Raw genomic sequence first — 19,277 nt, 5'->3', positions numbered from 1 at the left:
CCCCTTGCCATCCCGTGCCGGCCGGCTCGACGATGGGCCGCGCTCCCCCTAGCTAGGCCCTGGAGGTCGGCCGTGGTCACTTCGGACGCACTCGTACTCGGCATCGATGTGGGGGGTACCGCCTCCCGCGCCCTGGTCGCCACCCTCGCCGGCGAACGTGCCGGCTACGCCGAAGGGCCGGGCGCGAACCCCAACACACAGGTGCCCCCGGTGGCGGCCCGGGCGGTCGGGTCGACGGTCCGCGCGGCGCTGTCCGGCATCGACGCGGCGTCGGTCCGGGCAGCGGTCATGGGCATCGCCGGTGCGGGCCGGCTGACCGACCCCCACGTCGCGGAGTCGTTCCGGCATGCCTGGCGCGAGGCGGGGCTCACCTGCCCGGTACAGGTCACCGGCGATGTCGTCGTGGCGTTCGCCGCGGGTACCGCGGAACCTGACGGGACGGTACTCATCGCCGGCACCGGAGCGATCGCCGCCCGGATCGAGGACCGGCAACTGGTGCGGAGCGCCGACGGACTCGGCTGGCTCCTCGGTGACGAGGGATCGGGTTTCTGGCTCGGCAGACAGGCCATGCGCGCCGCCGTCCGGGAGCTGTGCGCCGCACGTCCGCCGGGACCGCTCAGCCGGCTGGTGGCGGCGGCGGTGCTGGACACCGGTTCTGCCGCACCTCCGAGGAATCCGCCGTACTCCTACGACGTGACGGACTCGTACGACGTGACGGACCCGGAGGAGACCGCGCGCAGGCTCGTGCTCTCCACATACGACCGCTCGGCCCCCGAACTGGCCCGCCTGGCCCCGCTCGTCACCCAGGCCGCCGAAGCGGGGGATCCGCTGGCCCGCGACATCGCACGGACAGCCGCGATCCGGCTGGTCGCCACGGTCGGCGAGATCCGGACGCCCGCCGACCGTACGCCGATCGTCCTGGCGGGGAGCGTGCTCACCTCTCCCGGGCCGGTCAGGACCGCCGTGCAGGAGGCCCTGGCCGAGCGCTGGCCGGGGCCGGTGCTGCTCTCGGCGCCGGGAGCAGCGGGGGCCGCGTGGCTCGCGGCGCGGTCGGCCGGCGGATTCGGCGAGCAGACAGCCGTGGCGCTCCACCAGCGGCTCTCCACCGCACCGGCGGCAGGGACGATGAACCCGGCCTGACGTTCGCGGTCCTCGGCGCCCCGCAGACCCCCCGGGCTGTCATCGCAGTCGGCGGTCGGCACGACACGCGGCAGACCCGACGGGGGACGCGGACCGTCCGCTGAAGCCGACGGGGGCCTGCCGGTGTTGCCCAGGTCCGCGGGGTTCTCACCGGTCCTGCCGGGCCGGACATGGAGGTCAGTTGCGTCGTCCGATGTGGGGGCGCCTTCGGCCGAGGGCGGGGCGGGGCCGGGACGGTGTCCCCGCCGCGTCGCGCGCACCGGCGAGGACATCCATGGTGGCGACGGTGCCGACGCAGCGAGCGCTGGTCCACAGGCGCCGCCGAGCCTCACCGAGGTCCGCGACGCCCTCGCCGCCTCGGCGCCGGGCCGGTCGGCCAGGCCCTCGCGCGACCCCCGGCGCGGTACGCACGCCGGGGTCGGGCGCCTTGATGCCTGGACGCGCCGGTTCCGGCGCGATGCGCGCGAGCGCGCCCTCAGGAGCCGGGCACGCGCCGTCGGCGGTCGTTTTCGCCGCCTCGGCGCCGGACCGGTCGGTGTAGGCCCTCCCGTGGCCCCCGGCGGCTACCGCACCATGGCCCACCGCGGCTGTGCCGCGCTCACAGTACCTTGGCGCGGATCAGCATCGACAGGACCAGGGCGCCCGGCAGCAGCGGAAGCCAGTCCATGAGCACCCGGAACCCGATGACGGTCGCCGTGGCCAGGGCCAGCGGGGCATCGAACGCCACCAGTGTGAACACCACCGCGGCGTCCACCACGACGCCGCCCGGCGCGGGCACCGCGCCCACGGCGGTGCCCGCGGCCAGGTAGGCCACGACCACCTGGGTCCATGGCACCGGCAGCCCGAGCGAGGCCCCCACCGAGGCGAGCACACACGCCTGCAGCAACGGCATCGCCGCCGCCCCGCCCCACAGCGCGAGCACCCGGCAGGGCCGGGTGTGCAGCACCCGTGCGTCGGCGAGCGCGGTGCGCAGCAGCCCGCTCACCGGGCGGCGCAGCGGTCGTACGACCGTGACCAGCAGGACCGCGACGGCGGCGCAGGCGCCGGCGACGGCGATCACCGCGACCAGGGTGCGCCCGTCCGGGACCAGATCGCCGAGCCGCCGCCCGGCGGGCGAGGCCACCAGGAACGTCAGCAGCACCAGCGTCTTGGCGACGGGCTTCACCAGTGAGTACAGGGCGAGCGAGGCCGTGGCGCGGTCGAGCGGGATGCCGCGGCCCCGCAGGAAGCGCAGGGTGACGGCGTGCGCGCCGAGGCCCGCGGGCAGCGCGTGGTTCGCGGCACCGGCGGCGAACTGCGAGGCCAGCAGCAGTCCCGGCGGCAACCGGTCGGGGAGGGCACCCTGCCGGACGCAGGAGGCCGCGATCCAGCCCAGGCCGGTGAAACCGATCCCGGCCAACAGCCACACCGGGTCGGCCGCGGCCAGCCGGGCGGCACCCTCGTACAGGAGGGGCCGGTTGGCCAGTCCCCAGATCCCGACCAGCAGCAGCGGGCTCAGGCACAGCACGAGCCGGACCGGGCGGGCCGCCATGAACGGCACCGGGCGCACGGGCGGAACGGGCCCGAGCGGGGGCGGCTCGGCCGCGGTGGACACGACCGCGTTGGGCACGACCGCGGACGCGGGCGGCTCGGGACGTGACATGGACGCCTCGGCGGTCAGCGACGGCGCTTCGGACGTGAGCGTGGGTGTTTCGGACGTGAACGAGGCGGCTTCCGGCCGGAGTGGGGAGGCTTCGGACGGAAGCGCGGGGACTGAGGACACGGGGTACGTCGTCCTTCCGCATCGGGCCGCGCGGCGGGGACCTTGAGGGGTGCGGGGCGGGGAAACCGCGGGGAGCCTTCCCGCTCCGTATGACAGGCGGATGTCCGAGAACCGAAGGACCGTCGGCGGGACGGTGCCGCGGACCGGTCCATGCGTCCACTGTGCCGGTGAACGGGTAGCCTGCACAGGGGCGGCGCCGTCGCTGCCGCCCCGCGAGAACAGCGAACCGACAGGGAAGGAACCGGCGTTGCACGTCCAGGAATGGCTCGACACCGTGCCCGCGGTGGCCGTCTACGCCGTGGTGGCTCTGATCATCGGCCTGGAGAGCCTGGGTATCCCGCTGCCGGGCGAGATCGTTCTGGTGTCGGCGGCGCTGCTCTCTTCGCAGCACTCGGGCATCAACCCGGTGATCCTCGGCGCCTGTGCGACCGTCGGCGCCGTCGTCGGTGACTCCATCGGCTACGCCATCGGCCGCAAGGGCGGGCGTCCGCTGCTCGCCTGGCTCGGCAAGAAGTTCCCCAAGCACTTCGGCGAGGGGCATATCGCCACCGCCGAGCGGTCCTTCGAGAAGTGGGGCATGTGGGCGGTGTTCTTCGGCCGTTTCGTCGCCCTGCTGCGCATCTTCGCCGGCCCGCTCGCGGGCGTCCTGCACATGCCGTACTGGAAGTTCCTGATCGCCAACGTCCTCGGCGGCATCTGCTGGGCGGGCGGCACCACCGCGGTCATCTACTACGTCGGTGTGGTCGCCGAGGACTGGCTGAAGAGGTTCTCGTGGCTCGGCCTGGTGGCAGCGGTCCTGATCGGCCTGACCTCGATGCTGGTGCTCAAGCGCAAGGCGAGGAAGGCGCAGGAGTCCAAGGCCGAGTCGGAGCCGGTACCCGTCGGCGAGTGACCCGGCCCGGTCGGCGAGTTCCCCGGGCCCGTCGGCGAGTGCCCCGGGCCCTGCGGGGAACGGGGCGAGAGCGGCAGCGGGGACCACGGGAGAGCGGGGCGAGAGCCGCCGCCCGTCCGCGCCGGACTACTCGTGCACCTCGCGGTGCGTCTTGGCCAGCTCCGCGTACCGGGTGCCGTTCAGCGTCAGGCCCTGCCGCTCCTCGTCGGTGAGCGCCCGCCTCACCTTCGCGGGCACACCGGCGACCAGCGACCCCGGCGGGACCGTCATCCCCTGCGGCACCAGCGCCTGCGCCGCGACCAGCGAACCGGCCCCGATCACCGCCCCGTTCAGCACGGTCGCCCCCATGCCGATCAGGCAGTCGTCCGCCACGGTCGCCCCGTGGACCACGGCGTTGTGCCCGATGGAGACCCGCTCCCCGATGCCGACCGGGAAGCCGGGGTCCGCGTGGAGCGTGACGTTGTCCTGGACATTCGCGCTCGCCCCGACGGTGATCCGCTCGACGTCGCCGCGCAGCACCGCGCCGTACCAGACGCTCGCACCCGCGTGCAGCGTCACATCGCCGATCACGGAGGCGGTGGGGGCCACGAACGCCCTCTCGTCGATCCGGGGCTCCCTGCCGCCGATGCCCACGATCAGCGCCTTGTGCGTCATCTGCGTCCACCGTTCCGTCCGCCGGGGGAAGTACACCGGCCTGCCGAGGCCCGTACACCGGCACCGTACGCCATCCGGTGGGGCGAAGATCACAGCGGTACGGACTCATGGCCGCGGTGCTCGCTGAGTACCGTGAGCGGGTGCCGAAGCCCAAGAACACGTTCTCGTCCCGGCGGCGCCGTCTCGCCCAGCGGGTCGTCCACGCGGGCTGGGCCTGGGCGCAGCGCGCGGGGTCCGTCACCGCAGAGCACCCGGGCCGACTGCGCTTCGGCGCGATGGGAACGGGTACCAGGCTCGCCTTCCCGCTCGGCACGGTCTTCGGTGAGCCCTGGATCCACCTCGGCGCCCACTGCATCATCGGCGAGCAGGTCACCCTGACCGCGGGCCTGATGCCCGACCTCGACCTCGGCCCGGAACCGATCCTGCGCATCGGCGACGGGGTCGTCCTCGGCCGCGGCAGCCATGTCATCGCCGATACGAGGGTCACCATCGGCAGCGACTGCTATTGCGGGCCGTACGTCTATGTCACGTCCACCAACCACTCGTACGACGATCCGCACCAGCCCATCGGCCGGCAGTGGCCGCGGATGGAGCCGGTGGAGATCGGACCCGGATGCTGGATCGGCACCGGAGCCGTGATCCTGCCGGGCGCGCGGATCGGCCGGAATGTGGTCGTGGCGGCCGGCGCGGTGGTCCGCGGCACGGTGCCCGACCATGCGGTGGTCGCGGGCGCGCCCGCGCGGGTGGTGCGGCGCTGGACTCCGGACGGCGGCTGGCGGCCCCCGCTGCGCACACCCGCCCCGGTGCCGATCCCGGACGGCATCACCCCGGAGCAACTGCTGGCGCTGGCCGACCTCGACGAGGAAGCCGTGACCCGGCTCGCCGAACTGGAGGCCGACGGCTGACCCGTCGGCGGCGAGGTCCGAGGAGCGGGGCCGGTCCGGTTGATACGGGGCGCTTCAGTTGGTCGGCGTGGACATGGGCGCAGATCACCGTGTTCACGTCAGGTGGGCGGGTGCCTGCCGTGGATCTGATACGGCCCCGGCGACCCCGCGGGCAGGCTCGCAGTACAGTTCGGTGAACGCTCGGGTGCAGCTCACCGGAGTTCAGTCAAGTAGACTCTGACATTTGGAATATTGGACCGTATTGGACCGTAGTAATTGGACCGTAGTAGTGGACGCATCGTGTCGGACCTCGATCTGCTGACCCAGTCCCTCGCGCGCAACGTCAAGCGCTGGCGCACCGAGCGCGGCTTCACCCTGGATGCGCTGGCCGCCCGGGCGGGAGTCAGCCGCGGCATGCTCATCCAGATCGAGCAGGCCCGCACCAACCCCAGCCTCGGCACGGTCGTCAAGGTCGGCGACGCCCTCGGCGTCAGCATCACCACCCTGCTCGACTATGTGCAGGGCCCCACGGTCCGGATCGTCCCCGAGGGGCAGGCCGTACGGCTCTGGCACACCGACGCCGGCAGCTACAACCGGCTGCTCGCGGGCGCCGAGGCCCCCGGCCCGCTGGAGATGTGGGACTGGCGGCTGATGCCGGGGGAGAGCAGCCCCTCCGACCCGCATCCCGCCGGCACGGTGGAACTCGTCCACGTCACGGCCGGGGAACTGACGCTCACCGTCGACGGCGTCGAGCACCGCGTCCCGGCCGGCGCGAGCGCCTCTTTCGACGCGGGCATGGCGCACACCTACGGCAACACCGGCGACGTTCCGATGCAGATGGTGATGGCCGTCTCCGTCCCGCCCGTACGCTGAGGCCCCGCCGACGGCCTGTTAGCGTGCGGAGATGCGCGCACCCATCGGAACCTTCGACACCGCCGCCCCCGCTCCCGACCGCCTCGCCGAGCTGACCGCCCCGGTCGCCGACGCCGTGCGCCAGTGGCGCGGCAGCGTCCCCGCCGACCAGATCGTCTACGTCGACACCGAGCCCGAGTGGGCGGACACCGCCGTCTTCGTCGAGCACTACGGCCGTGAGCTGCTGGAGCAGTCCGCGAACTGCGTGGTGGTCGCGGGCAAGCGGGGCGGCGAGACGACTCTCGCGGCGTGCGTCGTGCTCTCCACCACCCGGGTCGACGTCAACGGAGTGGTCCGTCGCCAACTGGGCGCCCGCAAGGCATCCTTCGCCTCGATGGACACGGCCACCGGGGAGACCGGCATGGAGTACGGCGGTATCACCCCGGTCGGACTGCCCGCCGACTGGCCCCTGCTGGTGGACTCCGCCGTCGTCGACCTGCCCTACGTCCTGGTCGGCAGCGGTCGTCGGCGCGGCAAACTGCTGGTGCCCGGCAAGGCGTTCGCGGAACTGCCGGGCGCGGTGGTCCTGGACGGGCTGGGCGTCGCCTGAACTCAGGTGGTCACATGGTGCGCCAGCACTCGATGCGGGTCCGCCTCGCCGGGTGCGGGCGCCGGATCGGCGTGCACCAGGGCCGCGGTCAGTCTCGGTACGGCGTGCAGCAGGGCGTGTTCGGCGTCGACCGCGATCGCGTGCGCCCGCCGTACCGTCGCATCGCCGTCCACCACGATCGCCACCTCGGCCCGCAGCCGGTGCCCGATCCAGCGCAGCCGCAGCTCGCCCACCCCGCGCACGCCCGGCACCGCGTGCAACGCCCGCTCGGCCCGGTCCACCAGCGCCGGATCGACGGCGTCCAGCACCCGCCGGAACACCTCGCGCGCGGCGTCCCGCAGGACCAGCGCGATCGCCGCCGTGATCGCCAGCCCCACCAGCGGGTCGGCCAGTTGCCAGCCCAGCGCGGACCCGGCGGCGCCCACCAGCACGGCCAGTGAGGTGAAGCCGTCGGTACGGGCGTGCAACCCGTCGGCGACCAGCGCGGCGGAGCCGATCGCCCGCCCCACCCGGATCCGGTAGCGGGCCACCCACTCGTTGCCCGCGAACCCGACCAGCGCGGCCACGGCCACCGCAGGCACGTACTGGACCGGGCGCGGGTCGAGGAGCCGGTCCACCGCCGTCCACGCCGCGAACACCGCGGAGGCGGCGATGGTCAGCACGATGGCGATGCCCGCGAGGTCCTCGGCGCGGCCATAGCCGTAGGTGAAGCGCCGGTTCGCCGCACGGCGGCCGAGCAGGAACGCGATACCGAGCGGAACGGCCGTCAGCGCGTCCGCCGCGTTGTGCGCCGTGTCGCCGAGCAGTGCCACCGATCCGGACGCGACCACCACCACGGCCTGCGCGACCGCGGTCGCGCCGAGCACCACCAGGGAGACCCACAGCGCGCGCATGCCACGGGCCGAGCCCTCCAGCGCCGCGTCGAGCTTGTCGCCACTGTCGTGGGAGTGCGGGGTGAGGAGATGGCCGAGACGGTGCCGCAGTCCGGAACCCCGCCGGGAGGGTCCGTTCCCGCGCGCGTGCCCGTGCCCATGGCCATGGCCGGGGTCGTGATCGTGTTCGTGTTCGTGTGCGGGACCGTACCCGTTCCCGTGGCCGTGTCCCTGCTCGTGGCCGTACCCGCGCACCTGCTCGTGGCCGTGCCCGTGGCCGTGGTCATGCCCGTGGTCGTGATCGTGTCGGTCGCTCACGTGGATCCCCTTCCGGTGCGCGGGAGTGGACGCACGACGCCCACACCGCCATTATGTGCGTATGAGCGCACGCATGCACCTATCACCTGCGCATCATGCGCACCCGCGCACCCCCGGCGAGGAGCAGTTCGCGGTCGCGGCCGAGCTGCTCGCCCTGCTCGGTGACCGCACCCGCCTCACCCTGCTGCACGCCCTCACGGCCGGGGAGGCCGACGTCACCACGCTCACCGAGGCGTGCGGCGCGGCCCGGCCCGCCGTCAGCCAGCATCTGGCCCGGCTCCGGCTCGCCGGGCTGGTGAACACGCGCAAGGAAGGCCGCCGGGTGGTCTACTCGCTGCGCCACGACCATCTGCGCCGACTGGTGGCCGAGGCGTTGGACGTGGCGGACCACCGGCTCACCGAAACCCGCCCCGGAACCGAGAGATGAGCCGGGTCGGCGCGGTCGCCACCGCGTGCGTCGGACACGGTCGATCCCTTCGGCTCAGATGGAGAAGCGCTCCTTCGTCAGGAGGGGGCGCACCCGTGAGGCGAAGCCGCCGGTACGGAAGGGGCGTTGCAGCAGTCCGGGGCGCAGCTGCTGCGCGAGCGCGGCGGCGATCATGCCCTGGTCGAGGGCCAGGACGAAGTCGCTGACCCGTCCGGTCGTCACGTTCACGGAGTCTCGGAAGCCGTACGTGTTGTCGTATGCGCCGAAGTCCGTATCGAGCGCCTTGAGGTTCGCGATGGCCTCCGTGCGGGCGTACGGCAGGGCGAGGAAGGAGGCGTGCGGGGTGACGACGCCGAGGGAGTGGTAGCCGTCTTCCTGCATGCCGATGGCGTCGACACCGTACTCGCGATAGCCGCCCTCGGGGATGTTGGCAGGGGAGAAGCCCCAGTATCCGTACTTCGCCTCCTGCACGCCGTGCTCGATCTGGCTGCGGACGTAGCGGGTGTGCGTGACGCCCCACGAGCGCGACGACCATTCGGGCTCCGGCACGAACAGCGGCACCATCAGCGCCTCGAACATCGACCCGCCCCAGGTGGGCACCAGCTTGCGGCCACGGTAGGTGTAGTGCCCCTGCCAGACACGGACACCGTCCATGGTGGCGTACGAGCCCTCGGGCTCCTGCTCCTGGCCCATGCCGGGCAGCAGCGTGCGGAACAGATGCCAGTAGTGCTCGCCGGGCAGGCTGCCGTCGGCGATGCCGAGGTAACTGGCCATCCGCGGCTCGGTGTTGAGGGCGCCGTAGTGGTGCCCGGTCGGCTCGCCCTTGCCCGGCTTGTCGGGCCAGAAGCCGCCGCGCAGCTGGCCGGGGCCCGCGACCGGGTCGGCCGGGTCGTAGGGCGTGTAGTAGTACGACCAGTCGGCGTCGGCGAGCAGCTTCGCGATGCGCGGGCGCAGGGCGGGGGAGGCGTCGGCGGCGATGCGCAGGCCGGTGACGAGCCAGGCGTTGTCGACACAGGAGAGGAACGGGCGGACGGTGTTGCCGTTCTCGGGCCAGGTCGTCAGGACCGAACCATTGTGTGCGTCATACCAGTTGAACCAGAATCCGTGTGCCCGCTCCAGCTTCTCCACCGCGGCCACGGTCTTGGCGAGCCGGTGTTCCATCGTCTCCCGGGCGATCACACCGAGCCCGCCGGCGGCGGCAGTCGACCAGAGCCCGCAGCCGATGTTCGTCGGTGAGGTCTGCACGGACGGCACCGGGGCGCCGGACCCGCTCACGTCGACCTTGTCGGTGACGAGGCCGAGGTCGGTGGTCATCGCCTCGATCGAGCGGTACGTCGAGCGGAACCAGGTGCGCAGCAGCGATGTTTCGGAGACGGCCGGAGCAGCGGTCGCGGCCGGGGTGGAGCCGAGTGCGAGGGCGGCGCCGCCGACGCCGGCAGCCGTGAGGAAGGTACGGCGGTCCATGACGGTCCTTCTTCCGAAAGGGCAGGTGTGGAAGGGAAGTTCGTGGGTCTCTTCTTGCCGAGGGCTCACCGGCGCGGCAGCGACTGCTCGCGGCCCAGGCCGCCGAGCCAGCGGGCGGCCGGCTTGGGGTGGCGCTCGAAGGTTTCGGGGTCGAAGCCGATGAGCCCGAAGGTGGCCTTGTAGGTGCCCCACTCGTAGTTGTCGAGCGCGCTCCAGGCGAGGTAGCCGCGGACGTCGATGCCGTCCTCGATGCAGGCGGCGACGGCGTCGAGGGCGCCCGCGTAGTAGTCGATACGGCGCTGCTCGTCGCCGGTGGCGATGCCGTTCTCGGTGACGATCAACGGCGTGCCGGGACCGATGAGTTCGGCGGTGTGGCGGATCGCGTGACCGGCGGCCTCGGGGTAGTACTCCCACGTCGTCAGGGTGCGCTCGGCGTCGGCCGGTGCCGGGACGGGGCCTTCGGTGCCGATCTTCGTGCGGGTGTAGGACTGCACGCCGATCCAGTCGTCGCCGCGGGCCGCCTCGATGAAGACGTCCTCGCGGGGGTGGCGGTAGGCGGCGGTGACGTCCTCGGCGCCGGGCAGCGCCTGGTAGACCTGGTTGGCGATCGTCCAGCCCGCCAGGATCTCGGAGTTGATGGAGCGCACCGCCTTCACGGCGGCGCGGTGAGCGGCGATGAGCGCGCGTGTCGTCCCCTCGTCGGGGAAGGGCAGACCGGCGGGCGGGAAGCCTCGCTCACCGCGCTTGGCGAGACCGGCCATCACGGCGATCATGTTCGGCTCGTTGATGGTGCACACATGGTTGACGCCCTCGGCGATGATGGGCGCGCACTCCTCGACGTACCGGGCGAACAGCTCCACGGCACCGTCGGCGGTGAACCCGCCGAGGTCCTCGAACCACTGCGGGACCGTGAAGTGGTGCAGCGTCACCATCGGGCGGAGCCCGCGGGCCATGGCACCGTCCACCATCCGCCGGTAGTGGGCGATCTCGGCGCGCGAGAAGCAGCCGCGGGCGGGTTCGATCCGGGCCCACTCGACGCTGAACCGGTAGTCGGTGAAGCCGAGTTCGGCCAGCAGGTCCATGTCCTGCGCCCAGCGGTGGTAGCTGTCGCAGGCGTCCAGGCTCGGCTCCTGGATGCCGGCCGCCGGGTCGTGCTCCTTGCGCCACCAGTCGCTGTTGATGTTGTTGCCCTCGATCTGGTGGGCGGCGGTGGAGGCGCCCCACAGGAAGCCGTCGGGGAAGGGCGTGCGGGCAGGGGTGAACGTCATGGTGGTGCCTGTCCTTCTGGGTACGTGGGGGAGGGCGGCCGGGGTGTGCTACTTCATGCCGGCGGTGGCGATGCCCTGGGTGAAATGCCGCTGCAGGACGGCGAAGACGATGAGCACGGGCACGACGACGAGGAGCGAGCCCGCCATCAGCATTCCGTTCCCGCCGCCGATCGTGCGGTTGGGATCGTTCGCGAAGGTCGCGAGGGCCACCGGGAGGGTGTACTTGTTCGGGTCGTTGGTCGCGATGAGCGGCCAGATGAAGTTGTTCCACGACCCGAGGAACGTGAAGATCGTCAGCGTCGCGAGGGCCGGCTTGACCAGCGGAAGCACGATCCGCCAGAAGATGTACCACTCGCCGGCGCCGTCCATCCGGGCCGCTTCGAGCAGCTCGTCCGGGATGGCCTGCATGAACTGCCGCATCAGGAAGACACCGAAGGCGCCCGCCGCGAAGGGCAGCACGAGACCGGCGTATGTGTCCAGCAGATTCAGCTGGTTGATGAGGACGAACAGCGGAAGGACCATCAGGTTGGCCGGCACCATCAGCGCGGCGAGCACGATCCCGAAGACCTTCGAGCGGCCGGTGAAGTTCAGCTTGGCCAGCGCGTAGCCGAGCATCGAGCAGAACAGCAGGTTGCACACGGTCACGAGCACGGCGACGATCACCGAGTTCATGAAGTAGCGTGGTATGTCCAGCTGGTCGAGCAGATCCCGGAAGTTCTGCAGCGTCCACTCGGACGGGATCCAGACCGGCGGGCCGGCGGTGAGGTCCTTCTTGGTCTTGAAGGCGCTCAGCGCCATCCACAGGAAGGGCGAGGCCATCACCAGCAGGCCGAGCGAGGCGACCACGTAGAGAACGGGCTTGCTGACGCGGCCCCGGCGGCGGGGGGCACACGGGGCGGTGGTGGGCGCAGCGCTCATGTCGTGTTGTCCTTCATCAGTCGCAGCTGCAGCACCGTGATGCCCATGATCACCACGAAGAGGACGTACGCCATGGCGCTCGCGTAGCCCATGTTGAAGAAGCTGAAGCCCTGCTTGTACATGTCGAGCGACACGGTCAGCGTGGCGTCGGAGGGACCGCCCTGCGTCATCACGAACGGTTCCTCGAAGACGTTGAGGTAGCCGATCGTGGTGATGACCGTGGCGTACAGCAGCGTCGGACGCAGCAGCGGCACCGTGATCCGGCGCAGCTCCTGCCAGGCGCTCGTCCCGTCCAGGCGGGCCGCCTCGCGGACCTCGGTCGGGATGGCCTGCAGACCGGCGATCATCAGGACCATCACGGTGCCGAGGTTGCGCCACACCGCCATCACGATCAGGGACGGCATGGCCCATGTCTTCGAGCCGAGGAAATCCGGTGCCGTGAAGCCGAGTTCGTCACCCAGCCCGGCGATCAGACCGTCCGAGGGGTCGAGCACGAACCGCCACACGATCGCCACCGCGACGATGGTGGTGACCACCGGCGCGTAGAAGCCGACGCGGAAGAAGGTGCGGGCGCGGTCGATGCCGTTGTTGAGCAGGATCGCGACCAGCAGCCCGAGCCCGATGGTCACCGGCACCCCGACGACGACGAAGTACGCGGTGTTGACGAGCGCTCTGAGGAACTGGTCGTCGCTGAACAGTTTGACGTAGTTGTCGAAGCCGACGAACTCCGCTTCCATCGGGCGTCTGACGTTGCGCTGCCCGAAGTCGGTGAAGCTCATCACGAGTGTCGCCCCGATCGGGAAGAGCATGAAGACCGCGAACAGCACCAGGAAGGGGGTGGAGAACAGCCAGCCGGCCAGATTCTGCTTCCCCGTCGAGAGCTTTCCGCGCCGCCTCGTGCCGCCGCCTTCGGGCTCACTGCCCGGAACCTTCACGGCTCCGGGACGTGCGGGGGTGGGTGTCGTGGTGGACATGGTCCGTCCTTCGGACTTCCGGCGTGCGGCGTCACGCGCCCGCCGGGGGTGGGGAGCTACTTCTGCACGAGGTCGTCGATCTCGCCGTTGGCCGCGTCGAGCACGCTCTTCGCGGAGGCATTGCCCTGGACGACCCTCTCGATCGCGCTGTCGATCTTCGAGGTGATCTCGGTCCACTTGGGCTGGGCCGGGGAGACCTTCGCCGACTCCATCTGGGTCTTCCAGACCTGCATGTTCGGGTCGGTGGCGAGTTCGCCCGACGTCCAGGCATGCACGTTCGCCGGCAGGTCCTTGGTGCGCTTGTACCAGTCGGCCTGGCCCTTGGCGTCCGTGAGGTACTGGACGAACTGCTCGGCGGCGGCCTTGTGCTCGCTGTCCGCGGAGATCGTCAGGGCCGAGCCGCCGGCCATGGAGGTCGAGGACTCGTCGGTGGGCACGTTCGCGACGGCCCACTTGCCCTTCAGATCCGGGTAGTTCTCGTTGATCAGGCCCATGATCCAGGGGCCGCCGAAGAACATCGGCACAGTGCCGTTGTTGAAGTCCTTGGTCACGTCATAGCCGGGACGCACGGACTTCTCGCTCAGCCCCTTCTTGAAGTAACCGGCGTAGTCCTCCAGGGCCTTGACCGCGGCCGGGCTGTTGGCGACGGCCTTGCCGTCCGCGGAGACGATCTCGCCGCCCGCGGAGTACAGGAACTGGTAGAAGCTCTGCACGGTGTCGAGGCCGCCCGGCTGGATCGACAGGCCCCACTTGGTACCGGCCTTGTCCTGGTACTTCTCGGCGGCCTGCGACAGCTCGCTCATGGTGGCCGGGGCCTTGCCGATGCCCGCCTTCTTCGCCAGGTCGGTGCGGTAGAAGAGCACGCGGGTGTCGACGTACCAGGGCACGCCGTACGTCTTGCCGTCGTACTCGCCCTGCTTCCAGCCCGCCGGGAAGTAGTCCTTCTCCTGGAAGGTCTTGGTGTCGACCGGTTCGAGCGCGCCCATGTCGGCGAACTCGGTCATATAGCTGCCGCCCATCTGCATCACGTCGGGCAGCTTGCTCGCGGCAGCGGCGGCGACCAGCTTCTGGTGGGCGACGTCCCAGCCGATCGGGGTCACCTTCACGGTGATATTCGGGTGGGCCTTCTCGTAGAACTCGGCGACGTCGGCGAGCTTCTCGCCCTCGGTCCCCATGGCCCAGACGGTCAGCGTCTGCTTCGCATCGGCCGCGACCTGGTCGCCGCCGGAGCCGCCGCAGGCGGTCAGAGTCAGCGCGGACGCCAGGGTGATGGCGATCGCGGCGGTGGTGGCTCGGCGGTTCATGGACGGCTCCTCCTTGAGCGGGCCGGGAATGTACGCGTTGCCTGTAAGCGCATACATCACTCTGTGGTAGCCGGGTTGAGGTGGCAAGAGGGGGCTTGGTCACACTCTCGTAACGGGAGTGACATCAAGGGGCCATGGAGGTGCCGCGTGTACGGCGTGGGTGCAAGTCGCCCCTGAAGCAGACAGTTCGCCACGTCCTGCGGCCGCCACCGGGAGGGAACGCGCTGTTCTCGGGGTGTCTTCCGGCCTTAAGGTCGCGCCATGACAGTGAGCCCAGACCGCGCTCGCGCCGCCCGAGCTTTCGTGCACGGCTTCCCCTTCGACCCTGCGTACGGCCGAACCCTCGATGACCTGCTGTGCATCCCCGCGCCCGAAGGTCCCGCCGATTTCGACGCGTTCTGGCAGGCCCGCTACGAGGAGGCACGTGCGGTGGTGCCACGGCCCGAGGTCGGGCCGGTCGTCGAGGAGCGGGACGGGACGCGGATCCACGAGGTGTCGTACGCGTCGGTGGGCGGTGTCCGGCTCGGCGGCTGGCTCGTGCTCCCCGCCGAGGGGGAGGCGGAGCACGGCTTCGTCATCGGGCACGGCTACGGCGGCCGTGGCCAGGCGGGCCCCGATGTGCCGCTTCCGCTGCCGAGGTCAGCGGCGATCCTGCCGTGCGTGCGGGGCATGGCGGACCGCAGCCTGATGGCCCCCGTGCCGTCCGACTCCGCCGGGCACGTGCTGCACGGGATCGCCTCGCGCGAGACGTACGTCATCGCGGAGTGCGTCGCTGACCTGTGGTGCGCGGCGTCGGCGCTGCTGGAACTCGTCCCGGGACTGGGCGAGCCGGAGCCGCGGCTCGGGTACCGCGGAGTGAGCTTCGGGGGCGGGCTCGGCGCCCTGGGACTGCCTTGGGACGACCGGTTCGCGGCCGGGCAGCTGACGGTGCCGACGTTCGGGAACCATCCGCTGCGCCTGACCCTGGACTGCGTCGGCAGCGGAGCGGCGGTACGGCGGTACCACGCGGACCATCCCGAGGTCGTCGACGTCCTGGGGTACTACGACGCGGCGACGGCGGCGAGCCGACTGCACAGGCCGGTGCTGGTGGCTGCCGCGCTGTTCGATCCGTCGGTGCCGCCACCCGGCCAGTTCGCCGTGTACAACGCGCTGGCGGGGGCGGGCGCGCTGCATGTGTTGGCAGCCGGGCACTTCGAGTACGACGGGGCGCAGGCGGAGCAGGCCGAACTGGACGCAGTCACCACCGAGTTCTTTGTCCGCACCCTCAAGTAACCTGCCGCTGTTGACGGTTCGAGGTGTTCAGGGGGCCGGCCTGGGGCGAGCGTCATCGCGCAGCAGTAGCCGCTCCCAGGCCGAACTTTCGTCGGCGACATCATCCTTTCGTCGGCGACATCATCGAAATCGCCACTGATGCCCACTCCTCGTCCGGAACGTCGCCGTGCCGTGTCCCGGGGGCTACGCCTCCTGCCTGCCTGTGCACCCGCAACTGCCCCGACGGGCGACGGACACCGGCAGCATCATCGACACCGGCTTGTTGTCCTGACGGCCGGTCAGGCGTCGCACGAGGAGTTCCACCGCCTCCTCGCCCAGCTGTCGCATCGGTTGGCGCACCGTGGTGAGCGCGGGGCGGACCAGGCGGCTGAGTGCGATGCCGTCGAAGCCGGTGACCGCGATGTCCTCCGGCACCCGCACACCCCGGCGTTCCAGTGTGTGGAGAGCGCCCACCGCCATCTGGTCGTTGGCGAACAACAGGGCCTTCGGCCGCTCACCGGGCCGGTCGAGGAGAGCTTCGGCGGCGCGGGCACCCTCGGCCTGCGTCATCATGCCGACGCGCAGATCGGGCTCTTCGGACACGGAGACTCCGGCGGCGCGGCACGCCTCGACATAGCCGCGGAAACGGGCCTCCACGTCCGGCGACTCCTCCGCGGACCCGACGTAGGCGAGGCGGCGCAGCCCGTGGTCCTCGATGAGGTGGCGGGTGAGTTCGCGCTGCCCGTCGGCGTTGGCGACCTCGATATGGTCCAGGTGGTCGAGGTCGTCGGACTCACGCGGCCCGGCCAGCATGACCACCGGCTGCCGTCGTGAGATGACCTCCAGGTCCTCCGTCGGGACGGTGCGGGCCAGTACCGCGAACCCGTCGACGCGGCCCGCCACCTTTGCCACCAGGCTCTCCGGGCCGCCCTTGAGCGAGGCGGCGATCAGCAACGCGTACCCGTGTCGCCGCGCGGCCCGCTCCATGCCGCGGATGATCTGGTCGGAGTAGAGCATCGCGGCGTCGTCGTCAGCCTCGTCGCCTGCGCTGTTCTCCGCCTCGGACTCGGCGTCCGGATCGGCGTAGTCGGGGAAGCACAGGCCGAGCACACCGGTGGAACGGCTGGCGAGACCACGGGCATTTCCACTGGGCACATAGCCGAGCTCGCGGGCGGCCGCGAGAACTCGCTCGCGGGTCTGCGCGCGGACTGTGTCGGGGGTGCGATACACCCGGGACACGGTGGCAATGGAGACGCCGGAGCGTTCCGCGACGTCGTACACAGTGGGGGCTGTGCTCACTGGTTAGGACCCCCGAGTCCGTTGCGGCCCGGCAGGGCCTGAGTAGATGAAAGCGCATTCAGCCTAGGTCGGGGCGCGCTGCGGGGCAAGGTCGGTCCAGACGGGTGCACAGAGGCGACAATCCTTCGGCCGACTGAGGCGCGCAGGGTCGGCTCCGGCCGTCGGGCAGCACACGTCCGTGCACCGGAAATGGTGCCGTGGTGTGCCCGGTAGGAGGTAGGAGCAGGGCCGTCCGTCGACCCTCGGGATGGGTATCCCGATCGATGTCCACAACGATCAGGCGATGGCGGCATGGGGACGCGACTATGTGCGCAAGGAACCGACTACGTGCGCAAGGAACCTGCCATGTGCGCAAGGAACCCTGCTCGGCGAACTCGCCGACGCCTGCCGGATGACGGACCTCGCGGCCCGGATCCGCGTCTTCGCAGGTCTGCTCATCCCTGCCGCGGGCGATGACCTGCCCCTGACCGGCTGGATCACCGACACCCCGCGCGCCCGACCTGCCCTCCCTGCGGCCGACCTGCCCTTCCTGCACTCGTCGGCCTCGAACGCGATCGTGCTGCCGTCGACGCCACCGTCCCCCGGCCTCACCACAACGGCCGGACCGAAGGCGTCAACAAGCCGGACCGAAGGCGTCAACAACAAGATGCCGTCGGGATCGAGGGCCGTGGCCAGGGGGCCGGTCGTGACTGTGGGCCGGTGTCGGCGAGCGCCATGTCCTCCATGCGCTCACCGACACCGGCCCCGCGCCCGAGTAGCCGCCCTCGTTGCGGCTGCTCGGGCGGGCTTGCCCGGCCTACGCGCTGAGCAGCGCGGCCCAGGTCGACAGGCCCACCGAACCGTCGGCCGTCAGGCCCTTGGCCTGCTGGAAGCTCTTCACCGCGGCCTCGGTGGCGGGGCCGAAGCTGCCGTCGATCGAGAGGCTGTTCCCTTGGGTGGTGAGCTGCTTCTGGAGAGCGCGCACGGCGTCGCCGGAGGAGCCCCGCTGCACGGTGGTCACCAACTTGGCCCAGGTGGCGGGACCGACCACGCCGTCGGCCGTCAGGCCGTTCGCGCTCTGGAACGCCTTCACCTTGGCTTCGGTGTCCCAGAGGAAGATGCCGTCGCTGCTGGTCGAGTAGCCACGGCTGGTGAGCAGATACTGGACCGTGGTGGCGTCGGCGCCCGAGGCACCGAAGCCCACCGTCGGCCAGGACGGACTAGGGTTCTGCGGCGGGTCGGTCGGGGTGCCGGAGTCGCTGATGTTCACCGGGCGGTACGGCTTGAACTCACTGCCGGCGTTCAGCCCGTAGGTGAGCACACGGTGGTCGGTGCCGTGCCCACCGCGCTGTTCGAACGCGCTGTATGCGGAGTGCGAGGAGTCCGTCCACCCCTCGAAGATCACCACGTGGCGGGTGGTGTTGCTGCCGTCGGCGTCGATGAGCAGATCGCCGGGTTGCAGTTCGCCGAGGGTGATCGGCGTGGTGAGGCTGCGGTTGGTCGCCAACTCCACGGTGTTGGGCCCCGACTTCCACAACCCGAGGGTCATGGAGACGTAGCCGGAGCAGTCCTGGCGGTAGCCGTCCGACCAGACCTTGGACTGGCTGTAGGGCACCTGGGACCCGTTGTTGGCGGTCAGCCAGGTGGCAGCACGGCGTAGCACCTCGGCGCGGGTGACGGTCTCCGCCTGCGTACGGACGGATGCCGAGGCGTGTGCCACGGTGGCCGCCGCCGGGCTGGTGGCGAAGGCCGTGCCGGCCGTGACACCGGTCAGGGCTATGCCACCGGCGACTGCCGAGGCAAGGGCTATGCGTGTTCTGCGGCTCGTCCTCGAGCGCAGCGACATCTGAAGCCTCCTGAAGCGTGTAGTGGGGGGGTGTGGGGGTGCGTGGGGTGCGTGGGGGGTGCGTGGGTGGGGGGACAGCCCGTGATCGCGTTCGGCAACGCGAGGCATCCGTCGCGATGCCCAGCCTTCGCCGCTTGGCCCGCGGGAACCGAAACGAGCCTGGCTACGGCCGAGTTGAGCGCTGTCCACGCGCGGTCGCTCAGGTCGCGAATGCCGAAGCTGCCGCCGATCGTTGAGTACGTGGCGTGCTGCACCCTGTCGGTGAACTCGATAATTCAGGCAGTGGGGACATGGAGATATCGCCTCCTGGCTCCCGCCGTGATGAGCCGACGCGGAAACCGTTTGGATGTGGGGGGTGGGCGCCAATTCGGCGGACCTTGGCCGGGTCGGAAAGCGCGCGTCAACCATGGGAAATGACGACTTCCTGAACGAAATTCAGGAAGCCGGGACAGGGTGCCGTCGCGCGCAATTCTGCTCGGTTGGGTCCGATGTTCAACCTAAAGGCAGCGTCGGGCCGACGGTGCCTCCCTTTCCATGGGTTCGGGCCCAGTCCTTGTTGGCCG

17 protein-coding genes are annotated in these 19,277 nt (G+C 71.0%); 7 read left to right on the top strand and 10 right to left on the bottom strand.

Features of this window, described 5'->3' with window-relative positions; all coding sequences use genetic code 11:
• The first annotated feature begins 72 nt into the window (after nucleotides 1-72).
• A complete protein-coding gene (locus ACWEKM_RS12245; protein WP_451621095.1) occupies nucleotides 73-1,140 on the top strand; it encodes an N-acetylglucosamine kinase in 1,068 nt (355 codons plus the stop codon).
• A 598-nt stretch (nucleotides 1,141-1,738) separates the two neighbouring features.
• Here the strand turns inward: ACWEKM_RS12245 and ACWEKM_RS12240 are convergent.
• Nucleotides 1,739-2,782 carry a lysylphosphatidylglycerol synthase transmembrane domain-containing protein gene (locus ACWEKM_RS12240; protein WP_451621094.1) on the bottom strand — a complete coding sequence of 348 codons (1,044 nt, stop codon included), beginning with the start codon at nucleotides 2,780-2,782 and terminating at the stop codon, nucleotides 1,739-1,741.
• 367 nt (nucleotides 2,783-3,149) lie between these two features.
• On the opposite strand from ACWEKM_RS12240, the gene ACWEKM_RS12235 reads away from it, so the two are divergent.
• Nucleotides 3,150-3,794, top strand: coding sequence for a DedA family protein (locus tag ACWEKM_RS12235; RefSeq protein ID WP_451621093.1), 645 nt, complete (start codon nucleotides 3,150-3,152; stop codon nucleotides 3,792-3,794).
• A 126-nt stretch (nucleotides 3,795-3,920) separates the two neighbouring features.
• Here ACWEKM_RS12235 and ACWEKM_RS12230 read toward each other — a convergent pair whose 3' ends face one another.
• Nucleotides 3,921-4,448, bottom strand: coding sequence for a gamma carbonic anhydrase family protein (locus ACWEKM_RS12230; protein ID WP_451621092.1), 528 nt, complete (start codon nucleotides 4,446-4,448; stop codon nucleotides 3,921-3,923).
• Between the two features lie 140 nt (nucleotides 4,449-4,588).
• Here ACWEKM_RS12230 and ACWEKM_RS12225 point away from each other — a divergent pair, with 140 nt between their 5' ends.
• From ACWEKM_RS12225 to ACWEKM_RS12215, 3 genes are all read left to right on the top strand, one after another.
• Nucleotides 4,589-5,353, top strand: a complete 765-nt coding sequence (locus ACWEKM_RS12225; RefSeq protein WP_451621091.1) for an acyltransferase — start codon at nucleotides 4,589-4,591, stop codon at nucleotides 5,351-5,353.
• 279 nt (nucleotides 5,354-5,632) lie between these two features.
• Entirely contained in the window at nucleotides 5,633-6,205 is a 573-nt protein-coding gene (locus ACWEKM_RS12220; RefSeq protein WP_451621090.1) for a helix-turn-helix domain-containing protein, read from the top strand.
• Nucleotides 6,206-6,236: 31 nt separating this feature from the next.
• Nucleotides 6,237-6,794, top strand: a complete 558-nt coding sequence (locus tag ACWEKM_RS12215; protein WP_451621089.1) for a YbaK/EbsC family protein — start codon at nucleotides 6,237-6,239, stop codon at nucleotides 6,792-6,794.
• A gap of 2 nt (nucleotides 6,795-6,796) precedes the next feature.
• Here ACWEKM_RS12215 and ACWEKM_RS12210 read toward each other — a convergent pair whose 3' ends face one another.
• On the bottom strand, nucleotides 6,797-7,984 hold the full coding sequence (locus ACWEKM_RS12210) for a cation diffusion facilitator family transporter (protein ID WP_451621088.1): 1,188 nt from the start codon (nucleotides 7,982-7,984) through the stop codon (nucleotides 6,797-6,799).
• 61 nt (nucleotides 7,985-8,045) lie between these two features.
• Between ACWEKM_RS12210 and ACWEKM_RS12205 the strand changes: the two genes are divergently transcribed.
• Nucleotides 8,046-8,411, top strand: a complete 366-nt coding sequence (locus tag ACWEKM_RS12205; protein WP_451621087.1) for an ArsR/SmtB family transcription factor — start codon at nucleotides 8,046-8,048, stop codon at nucleotides 8,409-8,411.
• Between the two features lie 54 nt (nucleotides 8,412-8,465).
• Here ACWEKM_RS12205 and ACWEKM_RS12200 read toward each other — a convergent pair whose 3' ends face one another.
• The 5 genes from ACWEKM_RS12200 to ACWEKM_RS12180 all read right to left on the bottom strand — a co-directional run bounded on the left by ACWEKM_RS12200 (nucleotide 8,466) and on the right by ACWEKM_RS12180 (nucleotide 14,339).
• Nucleotides 8,466-9,875: a glucoamylase family protein gene (locus tag ACWEKM_RS12200; RefSeq protein WP_451621086.1), complete on the bottom strand. Its 1,410-nt coding sequence runs from the start codon at nucleotides 9,873-9,875 to the stop codon at nucleotides 8,466-8,468.
• 65 nt (nucleotides 9,876-9,940) lie between these two features.
• On the bottom strand, nucleotides 9,941-11,143 hold the full coding sequence (locus ACWEKM_RS12195) for a glycoside hydrolase family 1 protein (protein ID WP_451621085.1): 1,203 nt from the start codon (nucleotides 11,141-11,143) through the stop codon (nucleotides 9,941-9,943).
• A 48-nt stretch (nucleotides 11,144-11,191) separates the two neighbouring features.
• Nucleotides 11,192-12,061 carry a carbohydrate ABC transporter permease gene (locus tag ACWEKM_RS12190; protein WP_451621084.1) on the bottom strand — a complete coding sequence of 290 codons (870 nt, stop codon included), beginning with the start codon at nucleotides 12,059-12,061 and terminating at the stop codon, nucleotides 11,192-11,194.
• A complete protein-coding gene (locus ACWEKM_RS12185) occupies nucleotides 12,058-13,035 on the bottom strand; it encodes a carbohydrate ABC transporter permease (protein ID WP_451621083.1) in 978 nt (325 codons plus the stop codon). The genes ACWEKM_RS12190 and ACWEKM_RS12185 overlap by 4 nt, the downstream gene beginning before the upstream one ends.
• A 56-nt stretch (nucleotides 13,036-13,091) precedes the next feature.
• Nucleotides 13,092-14,339 carry a sugar ABC transporter substrate-binding protein gene (locus ACWEKM_RS12180; RefSeq protein WP_451621082.1) on the bottom strand — a complete coding sequence of 416 codons (1,248 nt, stop codon included), beginning with the start codon at nucleotides 14,337-14,339 and terminating at the stop codon, nucleotides 13,092-13,094.
• A 261-nt stretch (nucleotides 14,340-14,600) separates the two neighbouring features.
• Between ACWEKM_RS12180 and ACWEKM_RS12175 the strand changes: the two genes are divergently transcribed.
• Nucleotides 14,601-15,611 carry an acetylxylan esterase gene (locus tag ACWEKM_RS12175; protein WP_451621081.1) on the top strand — a complete coding sequence of 337 codons (1,011 nt, stop codon included), beginning with the start codon at nucleotides 14,601-14,603 and terminating at the stop codon, nucleotides 15,609-15,611.
• A 183-nt stretch (nucleotides 15,612-15,794) separates the two neighbouring features.
• Here ACWEKM_RS12175 and ACWEKM_RS12170 read toward each other — a convergent pair whose 3' ends face one another.
• Nucleotides 15,795-16,889 carry a LacI family DNA-binding transcriptional regulator gene (locus tag ACWEKM_RS12170; RefSeq protein WP_451621080.1) on the bottom strand — a complete coding sequence of 365 codons (1,095 nt, stop codon included), beginning with the start codon at nucleotides 16,887-16,889 and terminating at the stop codon, nucleotides 15,795-15,797.
• A 796-nt stretch (nucleotides 16,890-17,685) separates the two neighbouring features.
• Complete coding sequence (locus ACWEKM_RS12165) at nucleotides 17,686-18,714, bottom strand: peptidoglycan-binding protein (RefSeq protein WP_451621079.1); 1,029 nt, start codon at nucleotides 18,712-18,714, stop codon at nucleotides 17,686-17,688.
• Nucleotides 18,715-19,277 lie beyond the last annotated feature (563 nt).

The organism is Streptomyces sp. NPDC004752 (assembly GCF_053601275.1).
This window is presented reverse-complemented; position numbering and strand designations above follow the sequence as displayed.